The 16958-nt window shown below is 29.3% G+C and carries 21 protein-coding genes and 1 pseudogene; 9 read left to right on the top strand and 13 right to left on the bottom strand.

All coding sequences use genetic code 11. The features are described from left to right. Window positions 1-4: 4 nt before the first annotated feature. From clpX to FBE87_RS01290, 6 genes are all read right to left on the bottom strand, one after another. On the bottom strand, window positions 5-1228 hold the full coding sequence (gene clpX, locus FBE87_RS01315; protein WP_002860329.1) for an ATP-dependent Clp protease ATP-binding subunit ClpX: 1224 nt from the start codon (window positions 1226-1228) through the stop codon (window positions 5-7). Further along, window positions 1221-2012, bottom strand: coding sequence for an acyl-ACP--UDP-N-acetylglucosamine O-acyltransferase (lpxA, locus tag FBE87_RS01310; RefSeq protein ID WP_002867735.1), 792 nt, complete (start codon window positions 2010-2012; stop codon window positions 1221-1223). Before lpxA ends, clpX begins: the two co-directional genes overlap by 8 nt. Beyond that, window positions 2012-2452, bottom strand: coding sequence for a 3-hydroxyacyl-ACP dehydratase FabZ (gene fabZ, locus FBE87_RS01305; protein WP_002857452.1), 441 nt, complete (start codon window positions 2450-2452; stop codon window positions 2012-2014). Before fabZ ends, lpxA begins: the two co-directional genes overlap by 1 nt. Window positions 2453-2546: 94 nt before the next feature. Beyond that, complete coding sequence (locus FBE87_RS01300) at window positions 2547-3638, bottom strand: epoxyqueuosine reductase QueH (RefSeq protein ID WP_002876228.1); 1092 nt, start codon at window positions 3636-3638, stop codon at window positions 2547-2549. Beyond that, on the bottom strand, window positions 3638-4093 hold the full coding sequence (gene bcp, locus FBE87_RS01295; protein WP_002873457.1) for a thioredoxin-dependent thiol peroxidase: 456 nt from the start codon (window positions 4091-4093) through the stop codon (window positions 3638-3640). The genes FBE87_RS01300 and bcp overlap by 1 nt, the downstream gene beginning before the upstream one ends. Beyond that, complete coding sequence (locus FBE87_RS01290) at window positions 4090-4296, bottom strand: 4-oxalocrotonate tautomerase family protein (RefSeq protein WP_002826901.1); 207 nt, start codon at window positions 4294-4296, stop codon at window positions 4090-4092. The genes bcp and FBE87_RS01290 overlap by 4 nt, the downstream gene beginning before the upstream one ends. Window positions 4297-4471: 175 nt before the next feature. On the opposite strand from FBE87_RS01290, the gene ilvE reads away from it, so the two are divergent. From ilvE to FBE87_RS01255, 7 genes and pseudogenes are all read left to right on the top strand, one after another. After that, the gene (gene ilvE, locus FBE87_RS01285; RefSeq protein WP_002851928.1) at window positions 4472-5386 is read left to right on the top strand and encodes a branched-chain-amino-acid transaminase; all 915 of its coding nucleotides are present in this window, start codon (window positions 4472-4474) and stop codon (window positions 5384-5386) included. 12 nt (window positions 5387-5398) lie between these two features. Continuing rightward, on the top strand, window positions 5399-6487 hold the full coding sequence (locus FBE87_RS01280; protein ID WP_002867733.1) for a prohibitin family protein: 1089 nt from the start codon (window positions 5399-5401) through the stop codon (window positions 6485-6487). A 12-nt stretch (window positions 6488-6499) separates the two neighbouring features. After that, window positions 6500-7030, top strand: coding sequence for a DUF2393 domain-containing protein (locus FBE87_RS01275; protein WP_002874128.1), 531 nt, complete (start codon window positions 6500-6502; stop codon window positions 7028-7030). Beyond that, window positions 7030-7539 (top strand): DUF2393 family protein, encoded by a 510-nt coding sequence (locus tag FBE87_RS01270; protein ID WP_002826340.1) that lies wholly within the window; start codon window positions 7030-7032, stop codon window positions 7537-7539. The genes FBE87_RS01275 and FBE87_RS01270 overlap by 1 nt, the downstream gene beginning before the upstream one ends. Before the next feature lie 200 nt (window positions 7540-7739). Continuing rightward, a complete protein-coding gene (locus FBE87_RS01265) occupies window positions 7740-9719 on the top strand; it encodes a methyl-accepting chemotaxis protein (RefSeq protein ID WP_014517177.1) in 1980 nt (659 codons plus the stop codon). 80 nt (window positions 9720-9799) lie between these two features. After that, complete coding sequence (locus FBE87_RS01260; protein ID WP_002924847.1) at window positions 9800-10519, top strand: class I SAM-dependent methyltransferase; 720 nt, start codon at window positions 9800-9802, stop codon at window positions 10517-10519. Window positions 10520-10574: 55 nt separating this feature from the next. Continuing rightward, window positions 10575-10789 (top strand): annotated as a pseudogene (locus tag FBE87_RS01255) (hypothetical protein). Window positions 10790-10820: 31 nt separating this feature from the next. Here FBE87_RS01255 and pyrC read toward each other — a convergent pair. Genes pyrC through eptC form a run of 4 tightly spaced genes read right to left on the bottom strand, consistent with a single transcriptional unit; the run spans window position 10821 to window position 13951 of the window. Next, entirely contained in the window at window positions 10821-11828 is a 1008-nt protein-coding gene (gene pyrC, locus FBE87_RS01250) for a dihydroorotase (RefSeq protein ID WP_002860607.1), read from the bottom strand. Then, complete coding sequence (locus FBE87_RS01245; protein ID WP_002872982.1) at window positions 11818-12063, bottom strand: replication/maintenance protein RepL; 246 nt, start codon at window positions 12061-12063, stop codon at window positions 11818-11820. The genes pyrC and FBE87_RS01245 overlap by 11 nt, the downstream gene beginning before the upstream one ends. Continuing rightward, window positions 12060-12416, bottom strand: coding sequence for a diacylglycerol kinase (locus FBE87_RS01240; RefSeq protein WP_168977212.1), 357 nt, complete (start codon window positions 12414-12416; stop codon window positions 12060-12062). Before FBE87_RS01240 ends, FBE87_RS01245 begins: the two co-directional genes overlap by 4 nt. After that, the gene (gene eptC / locus FBE87_RS01235; protein ID WP_168977211.1) at window positions 12413-13951 is read right to left on the bottom strand and encodes a lipid A/FlgG phosphoethanolamine transferase EptC; all 1539 of its coding nucleotides are present in this window, start codon (window positions 13949-13951) and stop codon (window positions 12413-12415) included. The genes FBE87_RS01240 and eptC overlap by 4 nt, the downstream gene beginning before the upstream one ends. A 117-nt stretch (window positions 13952-14068) precedes the next feature. Here eptC and FBE87_RS01230 point away from each other — a divergent pair, with 117 nt between their 5' ends. Beyond that, window positions 14069-14827: an exodeoxyribonuclease III gene (locus FBE87_RS01230; protein WP_002867799.1), complete on the top strand. Its 759-nt coding sequence runs from the start codon at window positions 14069-14071 to the stop codon at window positions 14825-14827. 18 nt (window positions 14828-14845) lie between these two features. Here FBE87_RS01230 and FBE87_RS01225 read toward each other — a convergent pair whose 3' ends face one another. The 3 genes from FBE87_RS01225 to moaC are packed head-to-tail and all read right to left on the bottom strand — an operon-like array spanning window position 14846 to window position 16710. Then, the gene (locus tag FBE87_RS01225) at window positions 14846-16006 is read right to left on the bottom strand and encodes a hypothetical protein (protein ID WP_002859413.1); all 1161 of its coding nucleotides are present in this window, start codon (window positions 16004-16006) and stop codon (window positions 14846-14848) included. After that, on the bottom strand, window positions 15996-16259 hold the full coding sequence (locus tag FBE87_RS01220; protein ID WP_100621523.1) for a DUF493 family protein: 264 nt from the start codon (window positions 16257-16259) through the stop codon (window positions 15996-15998). The genes FBE87_RS01225 and FBE87_RS01220 overlap by 11 nt, the downstream gene beginning before the upstream one ends. Then, window positions 16237-16710, bottom strand: a complete 474-nt coding sequence (gene moaC, locus FBE87_RS01215; protein ID WP_002860611.1) for a cyclic pyranopterin monophosphate synthase MoaC — start codon at window positions 16708-16710, stop codon at window positions 16237-16239. The genes FBE87_RS01220 and moaC overlap by 23 nt, the downstream gene beginning before the upstream one ends. Window positions 16711-16802: 92 nt before the next feature. Here moaC and FBE87_RS01210 point away from each other — a divergent pair, with 92 nt between their 5' ends. Further along, on the top strand, window positions 16803-16958 hold the full coding sequence (locus tag FBE87_RS01210; protein WP_002851965.1) for a highly acidic protein: 156 nt from the start codon (window positions 16803-16805) through the stop codon (window positions 16956-16958).

Genomic DNA, 16958 nt, shown 5'->3' with positions numbered 1-16958 from the left:
CCTTTTAACTTATTTTTCTTTTTATTAATAATGCCTTTGCATTGTCTTTAACAACTTCTTTGGTTATTACAATATCATAGTTTTTATACTCTGGTAACTCAAACATTAAATCTACCATCATTTCTTCTATAATACTTCTAAGCCCCCTAGCCCCTGTTTTTCTCTCCAATGCAAGCTGTGCGATAGCTCTTAGAGCATCTTCTTCAAATTTTAAATTTACCCCATCAATAGCAAAAAGCTTTTGATATTGCTTAATAATGGCATTTTTAGGTTCAGTTAAAATTCTTACCATATCTTCTTCATTAAGCTCATTTAAAGATGCAATCACATGCAAACGACCTATAAGCTCAGGAATCAAACCAAAATGCACCAAATCATCAGGTTCAATTTTCTCAAGTAAAGCTTTATTTTCTTCTTTTGCATCATCAAAAAAACCTACAACTTTATCTCCAAGTTTTCTTTTTAAGATAGTTTCCAAACCATCAAAAGCTCCACCACAAACAAATAAAATATTTGAAGTGTCAATTTGTATAAACTCTTGATTTGGATGTTTTCTCCCCCCCTTTGGTGGAATATTTACCAAACTTCCTTCGATAATCTTAAGTAAAGCTTGTTGCACACCCTCTCCACTTACATCACGAGTAATAGAACGATTTTCACTCATTCTGGCAATTTTATCAATCTCATCAATAAAAACTATACCTTTTTGAGCTCTTTGCACATCTCCATCTGCAGCTTGTAAAAGACGTGTTAAAATATTTTCTACATCCTCACCTACATATCCTGCTTCAGTTAAAGAAGTTGCATCACAAATTGCTATAGGTACATCTAAAAATTTAGCTAAAGTTTGCGCCAATAAAGTTTTTCCACTTCCTGTTGGCCCAACAAGTAAAATATTTGACTTAAAAAGCTCTGTATCATCATCTTGAAGTTCAGCTTTAAAAAGTCTTTTATAATGATTGTATACTCCAACACTAAAAACTTTTTTAGCTCTATCTTGTCCTATGACATAACGATCTAAATAAGCTTTTAATTCTTTTGGAGTGATATCTTTAAATTCTGTATTATGACTTTGTTTAGGTTCTTTAAATTCTTTTTCTTCTCCATAAATAATACTATAAGCACCTTCAACGCAATATTCACAAATAAAAGCATCATCATTTTCATTTGCTAAAATTCTTCTTTGTGGATTCTCCACTTCATTGCAAAAACTACATTTTCTAGGCATTATTTTTACCCCTATAGACAGGAATTCCACGCTTTGTTTCTAATATAAAATGGCACATTTTTTTAACATTTTCACTTTCTTGATTTTCAAGCAAATTTTTAGCATTTTCTTTTAAATCTCCTTGTCTAAATAAAGTTTTAAAAGCTCTACTAAGTCTATCTACTTCATCTTTATCAAAACGACGACGAGTACCTACTAAATTTAAACTTCTAATACTTGCACGATTTCCTTCTGCTAAACAAAACGGTACTATATCCTGAGAAAGTGCACTTGCTCCTGCTATCATACAACCCTCACCTACTTTGACAAATTGATGAATAGGTGTAAGCCCGCCTACAACCGTAAAATCTCCAAGCTCTACATGTCCTGCCAAAGTTGCATTATTAGCTAAAATAATATTATTACCTAAAAGACAATCATGAGCAATATGACAATAAGCCATAATAAAAGCATTATCGCCTATACGAGTAAAACCATCTCCTTTAACTGTACCTGAATTTATCGTTGCAAATTCTCTAATAGTTGCATTTTTCCCTATAACAACACCGCTTTTTTGCTCTTCTTTATAAGATATGTCCTGAGGAATATCGCCTACTATAGCATAAGAAAATACACGAGAATGATCACCTATAGTTGTATCTGAAAGAATTCGAGCACCTTGTTTGATGACAACATTATTACCTATTTTAGCATCTTTGCTTACATAAGCATAAGCTTCTACTACAACATCGTCACCAAGTTGTGCACCCTCTTCAATCACCGCACTTGGATGAATTTTTTTCATTATTTATCCACTATCATAGCTTTAAGCTCGGCCTCTGCAACTAAATTTCCATCTACAAAAGCTTGCCCTTTAAAAATCCACATATTACCACGATTTTTAACCACGCTCATTTCATAATCAAGCCTATCTCCAGGACGCACAGGATTTCTAAATTTTGCTCCATCTATGCCTGTGAAATAAACTACTTTACTTTTTGGATCCACTTTATCTTCCATACTTTCAAAAGCTAAAACTCCACCTGTTTGAGCCATACCTTCTAAAATCAAAACTCCAGGATAAATAGGATGCCCTGGAAAATGTCCCATAAAAACATGATCACTTATACTGATGTTTTTATATCCTAGCACCACTTCTTTAACTTTTAATTCTGTAATTTTATCTACCAGTAAAAAAGGATAACGGTGTGGTAAGATTTCTTGAATTTGCATTACATCTATCATTATTAAATTAACCTTGAAAACAATTAAAAATTTTATTATATAAAAAAATCATTAAAAATTATATTAACAAAAAAAGTTTTTCTTAATAAATTTCTTAAATTTTTACAAGCACCTCTTGATTATCATGATAAATTTCACTTTTTGCTATCACTTCATATCTTGAAGGTAAAATATTTTCGAGGATGATAATAGGACTAAGATTATAAGTTCCAAACAATTTATTACGCCATTTAATTTCTGCTTGAACACTTAAAGGTCTTTTTAAAAAATCTTCAAAATTTTTCCATTTGTTTTTAAAAAATGCATTAAAACGCCAAAATTCCACTAAAACTATTTCATCTTTAGTACTTCTATAAAAGCCTTCTTTTAAATTTTGTTTTAAATTTTCCTCATCCAAAGAAAATCTTGTATAAGCGTTTTTAAAATGCGAATAAAATAAAATATGAGATTTAACGGGCTTTTTATCTAATTTTATCAAAGCACTTAAAAGACGATAATTTAAAAATTTCTCTCTTAAAATTTCAAATTTTATACCTTTTTTTTCCCATAAAACTACTTTTTTATAAAGAGCTATTCTTGCTTCTATACTTGCAGGTAAAATTTGCTTATTTACAGGAGACATTAATTCATCAATAAAATTCTTATCTTGTTTTTGTTTTTTAAGCCCATAAATGCAGCCGCAATAGTTTTGATGATAAAGCATTTCCTTTTTTGCTAAAGCAAACTGTCTTTGAGTACCGCCATTTTTACGAAAATCAGGAGCTAAAAACTCTACTCCATAAGGCTCACATTCTTTTTGTAAAGCATTTTTTAACTGTTCTAAATCTTTTTTAGGGCTGGTTAAAAGCGTAGTAGTAAGCTTTTTTTCTCCTATTTTAGCAGCAAATTTAACACTAGATCCCATTCTTACATCAAAGCAAATTTCACACCTTGCACCCTTTTCAGGCTCATCTTCATAACCACGCACAGCATTAAGCCATTTTTCATACTCATACTCACCTTTATAAAGCTTAATACCAAGTTTATCACAAGATCTTTTTACATCTAAAAATCTTAGTTCGTATTCGCTTAAGGGATGGATATTTGGATCATAAAAGTATCCTATAATTTTTTCATCAGGATAAGTCTTTCTAAGTTCTTCAATAAAATAATGACTATCCACACTGCAACAAATATGCACCAACATTAAAGACTTTCAAGCACTTTTAAAGCATGATCTTTTACACGAACATTACTATAAATTTGAGCAATCCTACCTATTTCATCAATAACAAAAGTAGAGCGAATAAGACCTTCGTATTCTTTTCCGTAATTTTTTTTAAGCCCCCAAGCTCCATAAGCTTTAGCAACTTCTTTTTCACTATCGCTAAGTAAAATATGTTTTAAATCAAATTTAGAGATAAATTTTTCATGACTTGCCACGCTATCAGGACTGATACCAATAATCACTGCATTTTTACCACCAAATTTATCATAATTTAAACTAAAATCACAAGCCTCTGTAGTGCAACCTGGAGTATTATCTTTTGGATAAAAATACAAAATCACCTTTTTGCCAATAAAATCTTTTAATGCTATTTTTACCCCATCTTGATTTAAAAGCTCAAACTGAGGTGCTTTATCTCCTATGTTTAAACTCATTTAATTGCCTTTGCTTTGATAGCTTCAACGCTTTCTCCGCCAAAGCCTATGTCATAATTTTCTACATCTTCTAAAACCACCACAACTCTTTCTTTACTTTTATTATATTTCGTGCTTAAAAGTTTGGTAATATCAGCTATAAGCTCCGCTTTTTGTTCCTTGCTTAAAGACGGCTTTGCTAATTTAATATTTACTAATGGCATAATTTCTCCTTTTTAACGATAATTTTTCATAATTATTTCAAAAAATACCTAATATTTTTTTTAACAAAAAACCTTAATTTAATAAAAGCTTATTGTTAGTATATTTTTGATAAAATCCCGATTTATTCTTAAAATAATATTTTTTAAGAAATAAACAACTATAAAAGGTAAAAAAATGATCTCAGCAGATAAAATTTGGATGGATGGAAAATTAGTTGATTTTAAAGATGCAACTTTGCACTTTTTAACCCATTCTTTGCATTATGGCAATGCTGTTTTTGAAGGAACTAGAGCCTATAAAACAGATAAAGGCTTAGCAATTTTCAGACTTGAAGATCACACCAAAAGACTTTTAGAGTCTGCAAAAATTACTCTTTTAAATTGTCCTTTTTCTCAAAAAGAGCTTGAAAATGCACAAATTGAACTCTTAAAAGCAAACAATTTTAAAAGCAATGTCTATATCCGCCCTTTGATTTTCTTAGGCGATGGAGTTATGGGACTTTATCATATAAAAGCTCCTGTAAGAGTTGGAATTGCGGCTTGGGAATGGGGTGCTTACCTTGGAGAAGAAGGTTTAGAAAAAGGCATAAAAGTAAAAATTTCGTCTTTTGCAAGAAATAGTGTTAAATCATGCATGGGAAAAGCTAAAGCAAGCGCGAATTACCTTAACTCTCAAATTGCAAAATTTGAAGCTATTGAAGCAGGCTATGAAGAAGCTTTAATGCTTGATGAAGAAGGTTTTATCGCAGAAGGAACAGGAGAATGTTTCTTTATTGTAAAAGATGGGGTTTTAATCACACCTCCAAATGATTTTTCTTTAAAAAGCATTACTCAAGATACAGTGCTTAAAATCGCTCACGATCTTGGTATCACCGTGCTTCGCCAAAGAATTTCAAGAGATGAAGTTTATACTGCTGATGAAGCATTTTTTACCGGAACAGCCGCTGAAATCACACCTATTAACAACATTGATGCAAGAATAATAGGAAATGGTTTAAGAGGATCTGTAACTAAAAAACTTCAAGATGCTTATTTTGATGTAGTTTATGGACGCAATGAAAAATACGCATCTATGCTAACTTATATTTAAAAAAGGAAATAAATGCCAGCTGATTTAAATGATTATTTCAATAAAAAAAATAGAAATTCTAACAATAACGGAAACAACAACCGTCAAAATTTCAATTTCAAAGCACCAGAATTTAATTTTAAAGGTTTTGGAAAATTCTCTCCATTTGTTTATGGGGTGATTATTATTATCTTATTTTTAATCGTTGCAAAACCTTTTATGGTGATAAATTCTGGGGAAATGGGGATTAAATCAACAACAGGTAAATATGACCCAAATCCATTAGAACCAGGACTTCACTTTTTCTTACCTTTTGTACAAAAAATAACCATAATCGATACTAGAGTAAGACAAATCAACTATGCTTCTATAGAGGGAAGTAATGAAAATTTATCTTCAGGTTCAGGTGTTATTAATAAAAATAGCATTTCTGTACTTGACTCTCGTGGATTGCCTGTATCTATTGATGTTACAGTACAATACCGCTTAAATCCTCTGCAAGTTCCTCAAACTATAGCTACTTGGAGCTTAAATTGGGAAAATAAAATTATCGATCCAGTTGTTCGTGATGTAGTGCGAAGTGTTGTAGGAAAATATACAGCCGAAGAACTTCCTACTAATCGTAATACAATAGCCGCTCAAATAGAAGAAGGTATAAGAAAAACCATAGAAGCCCAACCAAACGAACCTGTAGAACTTCGCGCTGTACAACTTAGAGAAATTATTTTACCTTCAAAAGTAAAAGAACAAATCGAACGCGTGCAAATTGCAAAACAAGAGGCTGAAAGAACTAAATATGAAGTAGAAAGAGCTAATCAAGAAGCCTTAAAAAAAGCTGCTTTAGCTGAAGGGGAAGCAAATGCAACCATAATCAGCGCCAAAGGTAAAGCTATGGCTGTTAAGATAGAAGCAGATGCACAAGCTTATTCTAATAAAGAAATCGCAAACAGCTTAAACACCCCTTTGCTAAATTTAAAACAAATTGAAACTCAAAAAGAATTTAATGAAGCCTTAAAAGTCAATCAAGATGCTAAAATTTTCTTAACTCCAGGTGGAGCAGTGCCAAACATTTGGGTTGATACCAAAGATGCTAAAAAGCAAAGTTCTGCCAACATAAACTAAAAGGATACGCAAGTGGAGAAACTAAGAGAAATTGTGCTTTTTTACACTACTCATTTATATTTAGTAGATTATATGCTGATTTTATTAGTTTTTTTTCTCTTCACTTGTGTTTTACTTCTTTGCGTATTTTTACGCCATAGACCTATAGCAGCACTTTTTATTATTGCATTTGATATTATTATTTGTTTTTTAGTTTATATCTATGGGTATAAACTAATAGACAATGAAGTAAGAACTCGAAAAATCGCTATTACAGATCAAAAAATGATACAAAGCTCAAATGATTTAATTGTTGATTTTAACATTACAAATAATTCAAAAAATAATTTTAAAGAATGTAAAATTACAGCTAAAATTTTTGCAGATAAAATACCTAATGATAATATCATAGAAGAATATAAAAAGAAATTTATCCCTTTTAGACAAAAAAGTAGAGAAATTAAAGATCTAAAGAAAAACGCAACCCAATTTCAAAGAATTGCTTTTGAAAATTTTAACTATGAAAATAACTATACCGTACGCTTAGTTTCGGAGTGTTTTTAATGCATTTTACAATTTTTCATATTATAGTTTTTATCATTTTACTTATTTGCTTTGCCTTGATTTGTATTTTAATCTTTCTAAAAGTCAAACAAAAAGAAATGGCTTTGATTTCTTATACCATAGCTACTATTTTTACCGCACTTTTGATATATTCTATTTTTCTGACAATCAATCAATTCACCACTCAAGCCGATCTTAGCAAACTAACCTATACAAGAGATCTAAGACATGAAAGCGTTATAGTAAGTGGAAAAGTTCAAAATCTTACTAAATTTGAAATCAAAAAATGCTATTTGATACTTAGCATATTAAACCAACAACAAGTAGGAGGTGAAATTTTCAATGATAAAAATATCCGTAACGCTAAAATGCAAAATACAAGTGTTTCTTATACTATAGAAATCATAGACACACTCCCGGGTAATACCTATAAAGAATTTAGAGCTAGCGTTCCTTTTCCTCCAACTTTTAATAATCCTGAATTTTATCACACCTTAAAATGTATTTGATATTGTTAAATAGTTTTAAAACATCTATAAAAAATAATTTTATATTAATTTTATTTTTTTTGATATGCTAACGAGCTTTATTTAAATAAAATTTTTTATTACTTTTATATTTAAGTAAAAATCTAGATTTTTTAATTTATAATTCTAAAACTTTATGTAGATATCTCTATAAAATAATATTAGAAAGGAGCGCTTAAATTATGAAAAGTGTAAAATTGAAGGTTTCACTGATTGCAAATTTAATCGCAGTAGTGTGTTTGATAATTTTAGGTGTTGTAACATTTATATTTGTAAAGCAAGCAATTTTTCATGAAGTTGTGAATGCTGAAATAAATTATGTTAAAACGGCTAAAAATTCTATAGAGTCTTTTAAGGCAAGAAATTCTTTAGCTCTTGAAAGTTTAGCTAAAAGTATTTTAAAGCATCCTATAGAACAGTTAGATAGTCAAGATGCTTTAATGCATTATGTTGGAAAAGATTTAAAGAATTTTAGAGATGCTGGAAGATTCTTAGCAGTTTATATTGCTCAACCAAATGGCGAACTTGTTGTAAGCGATCCAGACTCTGATGCTAAAAATTTAGATTTTGGAACTTATGGAAAAGCTGATAATTATGATGCTAGAACAAGAGAGTATTATATAGAAGCAGTTAAAACAAATAAACTTTATATTACCCCATCTTATATTGATGTAACTACAAATTTACCTTGCTTTACATATTCTATTCCGCTTTATAAAGATGGTAAATTTATAGGGGTTTTGGCTGTAGATATTCTTGCGGCAGATTTGCAAGCTGAATTTGAAAATTTACCAGGTAGAACTTTTGTATTTGATGAAGAAAATAAAGTATTTGTTTCTACAGACAAAACTCTTTTGCAACAAGGTTATGATATTAGTACTATTGCAAATCTTGCTAAAACTAAAGAGGATCTTGAACCTTTTGAGTATACTAGACCAAAAGATGGTAATGAAAGATTTGCTGTATGCACAAAGGTTTCTGGAATTTATACTGCTTGCGTTGGAGAGCCAATAGAACAAATAGAAGCTCCAGTTTATAAAATTGCATTTATACAAACTGTGATTGTTGTTTTTGCAAGCATTCTTAGCGTCATCCTCCTTTATTTCATCGTATCAAAATACCTCTCCCCACTTGCAGCTATCCAAACAGGTTTAACTTCATTCTTTGATTTTATCAACTATAAAACAAAAAATGTTTCTACTATAGAAGTAAAAAGCAATGATGAATTTGGACAAATCTCAAATGCTATCAATGAAAACATTCTTGCTACTAAAAGAGGCTTAGAACAAGACAATCAAGCCGTTAAAGAATCAGTTCAAACCGTATCAGTTGTAGAAGGTGGTAATTTAACAGCAAGAATTACTGCTAATCCAAGAAACCCACAACTTATTGAACTTAAAAATGTTCTAAATAAACTTCTTGATGTTTTACAAGCTAGAGTAGGTTCTGATATGAATGCTATTCATAAAATTTTTGAAGAATACAAAAGCTTAGACTTTAGAAATAAATTAGAAAATGCTAGCGGTAGTGTAGAATTAACTACTAATGCTTTAGGTGATGAAATAGTTAAAATGCTAAAACAAAGTTCAGACTTTGCTAATGCCTTAGCTAATGAAAGTGGAAAATTACAAACTGCTGTTCAAAGCTTAACCACTTCTTCAAATTCTCAAGCTCAATCTTTAGAAGAAACTGCAGCAGCTTTAGAAGAGATCACTTCTTCTATGCAAAATGTTTCAGTTAAAACTAGTGATGTTATCACTCAATCTGAAGAGATTAAAAATGTTACAGGTATTATAGGTGATATTGCAGATCAAATCAATCTTTTAGCTTTAAATGCAGCTATTGAAGCAGCTCGTGCTGGAGAACATGGTAGAGGCTTTGCAGTGGTAGCTGATGAAGTTAGAAAGTTAGCTGAAAGAACTCAAAAGTCTTTATCAGAAATTGAAGCTAATACTAATTTACTTGTTCAATCTATCAATGATATGGCAGAAAGTATTAAAGAACAAACTGCAGGTATCACTCAAATCAATGATAGCGTAGCTCAAATTGATCAAACTACTAAAGATAATGTTGAAATTGCTAATGAATCAGCTATTATTTCTAGTACAGTAAGTGATATAGCTAATAATATCTTAGAAGATGTTAAGAAGAAAAGGTTTTAATTAATCATTCAAGCCCTTTCTTTGGGCTTGAATTTTAAAAATTTATGCTATGATTTTGTATATTTTATCAAGGAAAATATATGAATTTATGGGATAAAAAGGCCAAAACTTACGCAAGATATCAAAACACTTTAAACACTATACAAAAACAAACTTTTGAATATTTACAAAATTTAAATATTTCTTTTCAAAATAAAAGTATTATAGACATAGGATGTGGAACTGGGGTTTGGACTTTACACTTAGCTAAAGAAGCTAAAGAAATTTTAGCCCTAGATAGTGCAAATGCTATGCTTGAAATTTTACAAGAAGATGCTAAAAAACTAAATCTTAACAATATAAAATGCGAAAATTTGAGCTTTGAAACTTGGATGCAAAACAATCCTAATACTAAATTTGATCTTGCATTTTTAAGCATGTCCCCTGCTTTGCAAAATGAAAAAGATTATACAAATTTCTTAAATCTAGCCAAAATAAAAATTTATCTTGGTTGGGCTGATTATAGAAAAAGTGATTTTTTAGATCCGATTTTTAAATATTTTAATACTGAATTTAAAGGTTTTTATAAAAAAGATTTAGAAAATTATTTACTAGAAAAAAATATATTTTTTCATAAGATTGTTTTTGATGAAACACGCAAAGTCCAAAGAACAAAAGAAGAGGCTATAGAAAATGCTCTATGGCATTTAAGCATGAACAAAATCACAACTTCTAAAGAAGCTGTAAGTTCTTTTGTTGAAAATGATATTATTGAAACTATAGAATCTAAAATAAAACTTTTAATTATAAATAACTTATAAAAATATTAAGCTGATATTTATTACAATTTCACTCATTATTTCAAAGGAGTTTTTAATGGTTAAAAATTTAATCATCAAATTTGGACGCTTGATTCTTGATGCAATTGCAGCGATAAGTTTTGTTGTAGCTTTGCTTTATTCTCTTTTTATGATGTTTAGCATTGGATTTTTAGCTGGTTTATTATCGCTGATAGTCAGTTTTATTGCTTTATTTTTAAGTTTTTTTGTAATCTATCTTGTTATAGATATCAGAGATGCTCTTGTAAATAAAGCTTAAATTTTCCACCTTTAAGGTGGGAAATCAATGTTTTAATTGAAATTTTAAAATTTCTCCAGCCATATAAGGCACGACTTGATTGTATTTATCTTCATAAACATTTGGCACTTGCCATTCTTTTTCTTCTAAAGTTAAAATTTTATCTTCTTTAAATTTTAAATCATAAATTTTACAAGCATTATCGCTTAAAAATTTTTGCAAATTTTCTTCAGAACTATTTTGCTTAAATAATTCAGCCAACACAGGTAAAATCACTGGGGCGCTAAATACACCTGCGGCACAACCACAACACTCTTTAGTATCTCTTGGGTGAGGCGCACTATCACTTCCAAACATAACTTTTTCATAACCACTAAAAGCAAGTTCGCAAAGGGCTTCTTTATCTTCGTAACGCTTGGCTATAGGCTTACAAAAAAGATGAGGATTCATTTTACCTCCGATAACATCATCTAAAGTGATGATTAAATGATGTAAAGTGATTGTCGCGTATAAATTTTCATAATCTTTTAAAAGTTCACATAAAGTTTTAGTGGTAATATGCTCCATAACAATCTTAAGTCGTGGAAAATGTTTGGCTAATTTTTCATAAATTTTAGCAAAATTACTTTCCCTGTCCATTACAAAATCATTGGTTTCTCCATGCACTAGCAAAGGAATATTTAAATCACTCATAGCCTCTAAAGTAGGTTTTAAATACTCTATATCAAAACTTGAAACTCCGCCATTTGAATTTGTTGTAATTCCTGCTGGATAAAGCTTAATGCCAAAAATTTCATCTTTAGCACTGTAAAGAAATTTCTCATCATAATTTTCAAAAAAAAGTGTCATTAAAGGAGTGAAATTTTCATCTTTACAAGCCTTAATGATACGCATTTTATAAGCTTTTAGATCTTCTAAATTGCAAAGTGGAGGGATTAAATTTGGCATAATCACAGCTGCACAAAAATCTCTTGCACTCAAAGGTGCAATAAGTTCTAACATTTGATTATCTCTTAAATGCAAATGCATATCTAAAGGATTTTTAAGTTTCATTTTTATCTCCTATATTTAGCTGATAAAATCCATTTTTAAGACGCTTAAAAAGTTTTTTTTCTTCTAAAAACTTAAAAGTAGCGATGATGGTAGGTTTACTTTGATGTAGTTTTTCTTCAAGTTCACTGATTTTAATCATAATAAAACCATTTTCATCGGCATTTTCACATAAAAATTTTAACAATTCAAAACGCTTTTTTCCTAAAATTTCTCGTATTAAATTTTCAAATTTCATAAGTAAATATTATATAAAATAAAGCCCCAAACAAAAAGAGCTAAAAGCACACTAAAAAACACTGCCGCACTCGCACAATCTTTAGCGATTTTTGCTTTTTCATGCCATTCGTTTGTAATCAAATCAACACAAGCTTCAATAGCCGAATTTAAAGCTTCTACAATTAAGATAAGCATTAAAACACTTACCAATAATAAATGCTCCAAAAAACTAACTTTTAAGAAAAAACTAAAAACTATCGCAGGGATAATAATACAAAGTTCAATTCTAAACGCCATTTCATTTTTAAATAAAGCAAAAATCCCTTCTAAAGCATATCTTGCATTATTTAAAAAATGATATTTAGGCTTCATGGATTTGCCTTAAGTTTAGGATTTAATAAATCATATTCTGGCTCATAAACACTTGTTTTTACATCAAAATATCCTAAAAGAGTACTAAAAAGATTATCTTGAGAAAGTTTTAAACCTTTATGCTCTTTAGCTAAATTCATTAATTTTTCATCATTGCTCCAAAAAATAGCAGGAATACGGGTTTGATAACTTGGCGCTATAGCATAAGGCATACCATGAAGATAAATATTATTTTCACCCAAACTTTCACCATGATCTGAAAGATAAAACAAAGAACTTTTATAGCTTTTTTGCTCTTTTAATAGTTTTATAATCTCACTTAAAAGATAATCTGTATAAAGTAAAGTATTGTCATAAGTGTTGATTAAAGCCTCGCTATCACATTTTGAAAGCTCATTAGTATCACAAGTTGGAGTGAATTTTTTAAATTCACTTGGATAGCGTTTATAATAAGTTGGCCCATGAGAACCTTGCAAATGAAGAACTATTATATTTTGATCACTTAAATGATTTAATTTTTCTTTAAAAGGAGCGAGTAAATTTTCATCCAAATCACTAGAAAGCTTTTGCTTATAAGCTAATCTATCACAAACCCCTTTACAACCACCAGAATTATTATCAAACCATGCAGTATCTACACCTGTTTTATAAAGCACATCCATCGCATTTTCTTGAAATTCTGAACTTGAATAATTTTCACGCTTAGAAATAGAAAACATACAAGGTAAACTTACCGCTGTTGCTGTTCCACATGATGAAAAATTATCAAAAAACACTACATTATCTTTTTTGGTATAAAAATTGGTATCATTTTTAGCATATCCACCCAAAGAGTAATTTGCCGCTCTAGCGGTTTCACCCACTACCAAAACTAAAAGTTTTTTAGTGTGATTGTTTTCTCTATAAGCATCATTAGCTATAGTTTTAAATTCTGGCTTAGCTTTTACAAAACGAACATAATAGCGATATACGGCATAAATTTGATAAAAAGGGGTATTATACATTCTTATTTCATTATAGTTTCTAAAAAAAGGCAAGAAAGTTTTACTTAAAGGGATTAAAATCGCACAAACAACAATCAAACCTGATATTATATTGATAATTTTAATTTTTAGATGGGATTTAAAACTACCATAATAATCAATTTTTACTTTAACAACATAAAAAACCAACAATAAAGCCAAAACAACAAATAAGATTAATTTTAAATTTAACAAATCTTTTACTTCTTTGATATCTGTTTGAACAACATTTTGTATCATATCAGAATCTATAAGCACCCCATAAAAACTAATAAAGTAAACACTTAAAAAAGATGATATTATAAATAATATAGAAAAAAATTTAGTAAAAAACTTTATAAAAAGCAAAGAACAAATCACGTGAACAAGGGCAAAATAGGCCACAATAAAAACAAAAGTTATAAACCAGTTTTGTGTATTTTTTTCATACACAAAATAAAATAAATTAAAATTCAACAATACAATCATCAAAGAATTAAAAAAAGTAAACTGAAGCCAAGTTAATCTAAGCATATAAATCCCACCTCCAAATTTAAGCTTTTAATTTTATTGAATTTTTTTAAATGGATTGTAGTTTTAAATCTTTTTATGTTATGATTTACACTTTTAATGAAAATTTTAAGGAAAATAATGAAACTACTTTCATGGAATGTCAATGGCTTAAGAGCTATTTGTGATAAAAATGCACTTGATTGGATAGCACAAGAACAAATTGATTTTATAGGTTTTCAAGAAATCAAAGCACATGAAGATAAATTTCCTAAAAAAATTTATGAATATCCTTTTAAACACATGTATTTTAATTCTGCTAAAAGAGCGGGGTATTCTGGGGTAATGAGTCTTTGTAATTTTAATAGCGAAGTAAAAAAATGCGAATTTTTTGATGATGAAGAAGGTAGGGTTTTAGAACACCGCTTTAAAAATATTGCACTTTTTAATATCTATTTTCCAAATGGTCAAAAAGATGAAGAGCGTTTAAATTTTAAGATGAAATTTTATGCAGATTTTTTAGTGTATTTGGATAAGCTTTTAAAGGATGGATTTGAAATTATCATTTGCGGTGATGTCAATACCGCTCATAAAGAAATCGATCTTACTCATCCAAAAGCCAATGCCAACACTTCAGGTTTTTTACCTATAGAAAGAGCTTGGATTGATGATTTGCTAAAGCTTGGTTTTATAGATACTTTTAGAGAAATTAATGGTGAAATCAAAGAAAAATACTCGTGGTGGAGCTATAGAATGAAAGCAAGAGAAAGAAATGTAGGCTGGAGGATTGATTATTTTTTCATTTCAAAGGGTTTAAAAGATAAACTTAAAAACGCTTTCATAAGAGATGATATTTTTGGCTCTGATCACGCACCTGTAGGTATAGAAATAGATATTTAATATCCCAAAAATGGGATATTATTTTTTAACGAATTTTTTTGCTTTTTCCCAAAGTCTTACACCGAGCTTTTTAGCTTTTTTGGAATTTAAATCTTTGTATTTTTCACTAGCAATTTTTTCTAATTCAAAAATTTCTTGTTTAAAACGATTTAATTTTCTTTGAGTAAGTTTGTTAAAATCATTAATCTTTGGATTTTTCTTAATATCATTTAAAACTAATATTAGTTGCTCTCTGCTTTCACCTGCAAGACGTCTAAATTTAGCAAAAAGATTATCAAGTTCATGTTCTAGCAAATTCTCAACTATACTCTTACAAGGATCATTTTGTAATTGAATCTCTTTTTTTAAAAGAGCAATAAAATCATCTTCTATACCTATTAGTTCTTTGCTTTTTAAACTAACATCTTCTTCAAAATTTGCATAAGTTAATGAAGCTTTAAATTTTTCCATTGCCAAAACAATACCATCCCTTGTGCCTTTAATCACGCCTAAACAAAGATCTTTTGCATAAGCCATAGATTCATTAGCTATTTCAAAAGCGGTATTTAAAATAATACTTGAAATTTTTAAAATTCTTTCTTTTTCAAAATGAGCTTCACAAATGGCATTATATACGAGATTTTTAGCTATTTCACTACTTGTAAGTTCTATATCTTCAGCCTTTTCTAATGTAGTTAAAAAAGCACTTTCAGCGGTTTCTTTTAAAATTCCAAGCATTTCTATATCAAATAAAATAGCATCATTTAAACCGCCACTAAATTCATCACAAAAAGAACATTCTTGTAAAATATTCTCGAATTCAAAAAAATTATCGCTGATTTGATTTTTAATCAAATTCTTTTGATTTTCAATCTGTTTGTTTAATAATTCAGCTTCGCTAATATACCCATAAAGTGAATTTTGAGCATCTACAATACTCGCCTTAACCAAAGCTTTGATAACCTTTGTAACATTTTCATCATCAAAAAAATCAAGTTTTTTCAAAATAGTTAAAAATTCAACCAAAAGAGAATTTAAAACTTTTTTTGTTTCATGAGGATTATGTGAAATTTGCTTATACGCAAGATTAAAACTCAAGTCTTCAAGTAAATCACTTGCTTCATCTTTACCGAGATTTGATAAAGAATTTTCAAAAATAATTAAAGTATTTTTCATTTTTCCTTCTTTCTTAAAGTACAAATTTTGCTTTAGCTTTTAATTTATCAAATATATCCAAACGATCTTTTTTGCTATCAACATAAACATTTAACAAATAACTTTGATATTTTCCATTCGCACTTGAATTCGAATGTTCAAATTTATATTCTCTTTGACCTAAAATTTCTTCAAAAATTTCACTTGCCTTAATATGCACCTCAAAAATCACCTTATAATCCCAAAAAGTAGGATAATTGATCTGAGGTTCTTTTTTAAGATCGCACAAATTTACCACTTTTACCTCCTTCTTTGCTTTCAAGCACTATATCCGTAATTCTCATTGATTTATCTATAGCCTTGATCATATCATATATAGTTAAAAGTCCTATACTAACCCCACTTAAAGCTTCCATTTCAACTCCTGTTTTACCTTCACACTTAACTGTTACAATAAGCTTAAATGCACATTCTTTAACAAATTCCACAATATCTGTTTCAATCTTAGAAAGCATCAAAGGATGGCACATAGGAATAATTTCACTTGTTTTTTTAGCCCCCATTATAGCCGCAATAATAGCTGTTTGAAGAACAGGACCTTTTTTTGCGGTATTGTTTTTAATTACATCAAAAGCTTCTTGACTCATATATATTATACCACTGGCTGTGGCTATTCTTAAAGTAATATTTTTATCGCTTACATCTACCATTTTAGGATGATTTTTTTCATCTAAATGACTTAATTTCATAAATTCACCTTTTAAAAAATTATAAAAATTATAGCAAAACCAAACAAATTTAAGATAAAATAAGCTTTGTATTTTTATTTAAGGAGAAAACAATGGCTTATGAAGATGAAGAAGATTTAAATTACGATGATTATGAAAACGAAGATGAAGAATATCCACAAAATCACCATAAAAATTATAATTACGATGATGATGATTATGAATACGATGATGATAACAATGATGATGATTTTTATGAGATGGATTAA

Source organism: Campylobacter sp. CFSAN093246 (genome assembly GCF_012889415.1).
Lineage (GTDB): Bacteria > Campylobacterota > Campylobacteria > Campylobacterales > Campylobacteraceae > Campylobacter_D > Campylobacter_D jejuni.
This window is presented reverse-complemented; position numbering and strand designations above follow the sequence as displayed.

Coding starts and splice junctions, on each gene's coding strand:
- clpX (WP_002860329.1), bottom strand. CDS start 1,228: ATGCCTAGAAAATGTAGTTTTTGCAATGAAGTGGAGAATCCACAAAGA.
- lpxA (WP_002867735.1), bottom strand. CDS start 2,012: ATGAAAAAAATTCATCCAAGTGCGGTGATTGAAGAGGGTGCACAACTT.
- fabZ (WP_002857452.1), bottom strand. CDS start 2,452: ATGATAGATGTAATGCAAATTCAAGAAATCTTACCACACCGTTATCCT.
- FBE87_RS01300 (WP_002876228.1), bottom strand. CDS start 3,638: ATGTTGGTGCATATTTGTTGCAGTGTGGATAGTCATTATTTTATTGAA.
- bcp (WP_002873457.1), bottom strand. CDS start 4,093: ATGAGTTTAAACATAGGAGATAAAGCACCTCAGTTTGAGCTTTTAAAT.
- FBE87_RS01290 (WP_002826901.1), bottom strand. CDS start 4,296: ATGCCATTAGTAAATATTAAATTAGCAAAGCCGTCTTTAAGCAAGGAA.
- ilvE (WP_002851928.1), top strand. CDS start 4,472: ATGATCTCAGCAGATAAAATTTGGATGGATGGAAAATTAGTTGATTTT.
- FBE87_RS01280 (WP_002867733.1), top strand. CDS start 5,399: ATGCCAGCTGATTTAAATGATTATTTCAATAAAAAAAATAGAAATTCT.
- FBE87_RS01270 (WP_002826340.1), top strand. CDS start 7,030: ATGCATTTTACAATTTTTCATATTATAGTTTTTATCATTTTACTTATT.
- FBE87_RS01265 (WP_014517177.1), top strand. CDS start 7,740: ATGAAAAGTGTAAAATTGAAGGTTTCACTGATTGCAAATTTAATCGCA.
- FBE87_RS01260 (WP_002924847.1), top strand. CDS start 9,800: ATGAATTTATGGGATAAAAAGGCCAAAACTTACGCAAGATATCAAAAC.
- pyrC (WP_002860607.1), bottom strand. CDS start 11,828: ATGAAACTTAAAAATCCTTTAGATATGCATTTGCATTTAAGAGATAAT.
- FBE87_RS01245 (WP_002872982.1), bottom strand. CDS start 12,063: ATGAAATTTGAAAATTTAATACGAGAAATTTTAGGAAAAAAGCGTTTT.
- FBE87_RS01240 (WP_168977212.1), bottom strand. CDS start 12,416: ATGAAGCCTAAATATCATTTTTTAAATAATGCAAGATATGCTTTAGAA.
- eptC (WP_168977211.1), bottom strand. CDS start 13,951: ATGCTTAGATTAACTTGGCTTCAGTTTACTTTTTTTAATTCTTTGATG.
- FBE87_RS01230 (WP_002867799.1), top strand. CDS start 14,069: ATGAAACTACTTTCATGGAATGTCAATGGCTTAAGAGCTATTTGTGAT.
- moaC (WP_002860611.1), bottom strand. CDS start 16,710: ATGAAATTAAGTCATTTAGATGAAAAAAATCATCCTAAAATGGTAGAT.
- FBE87_RS01210 (WP_002851965.1), top strand. CDS start 16,803: ATGGCTTATGAAGATGAAGAAGATTTAAATTACGATGATTATGAAAAC.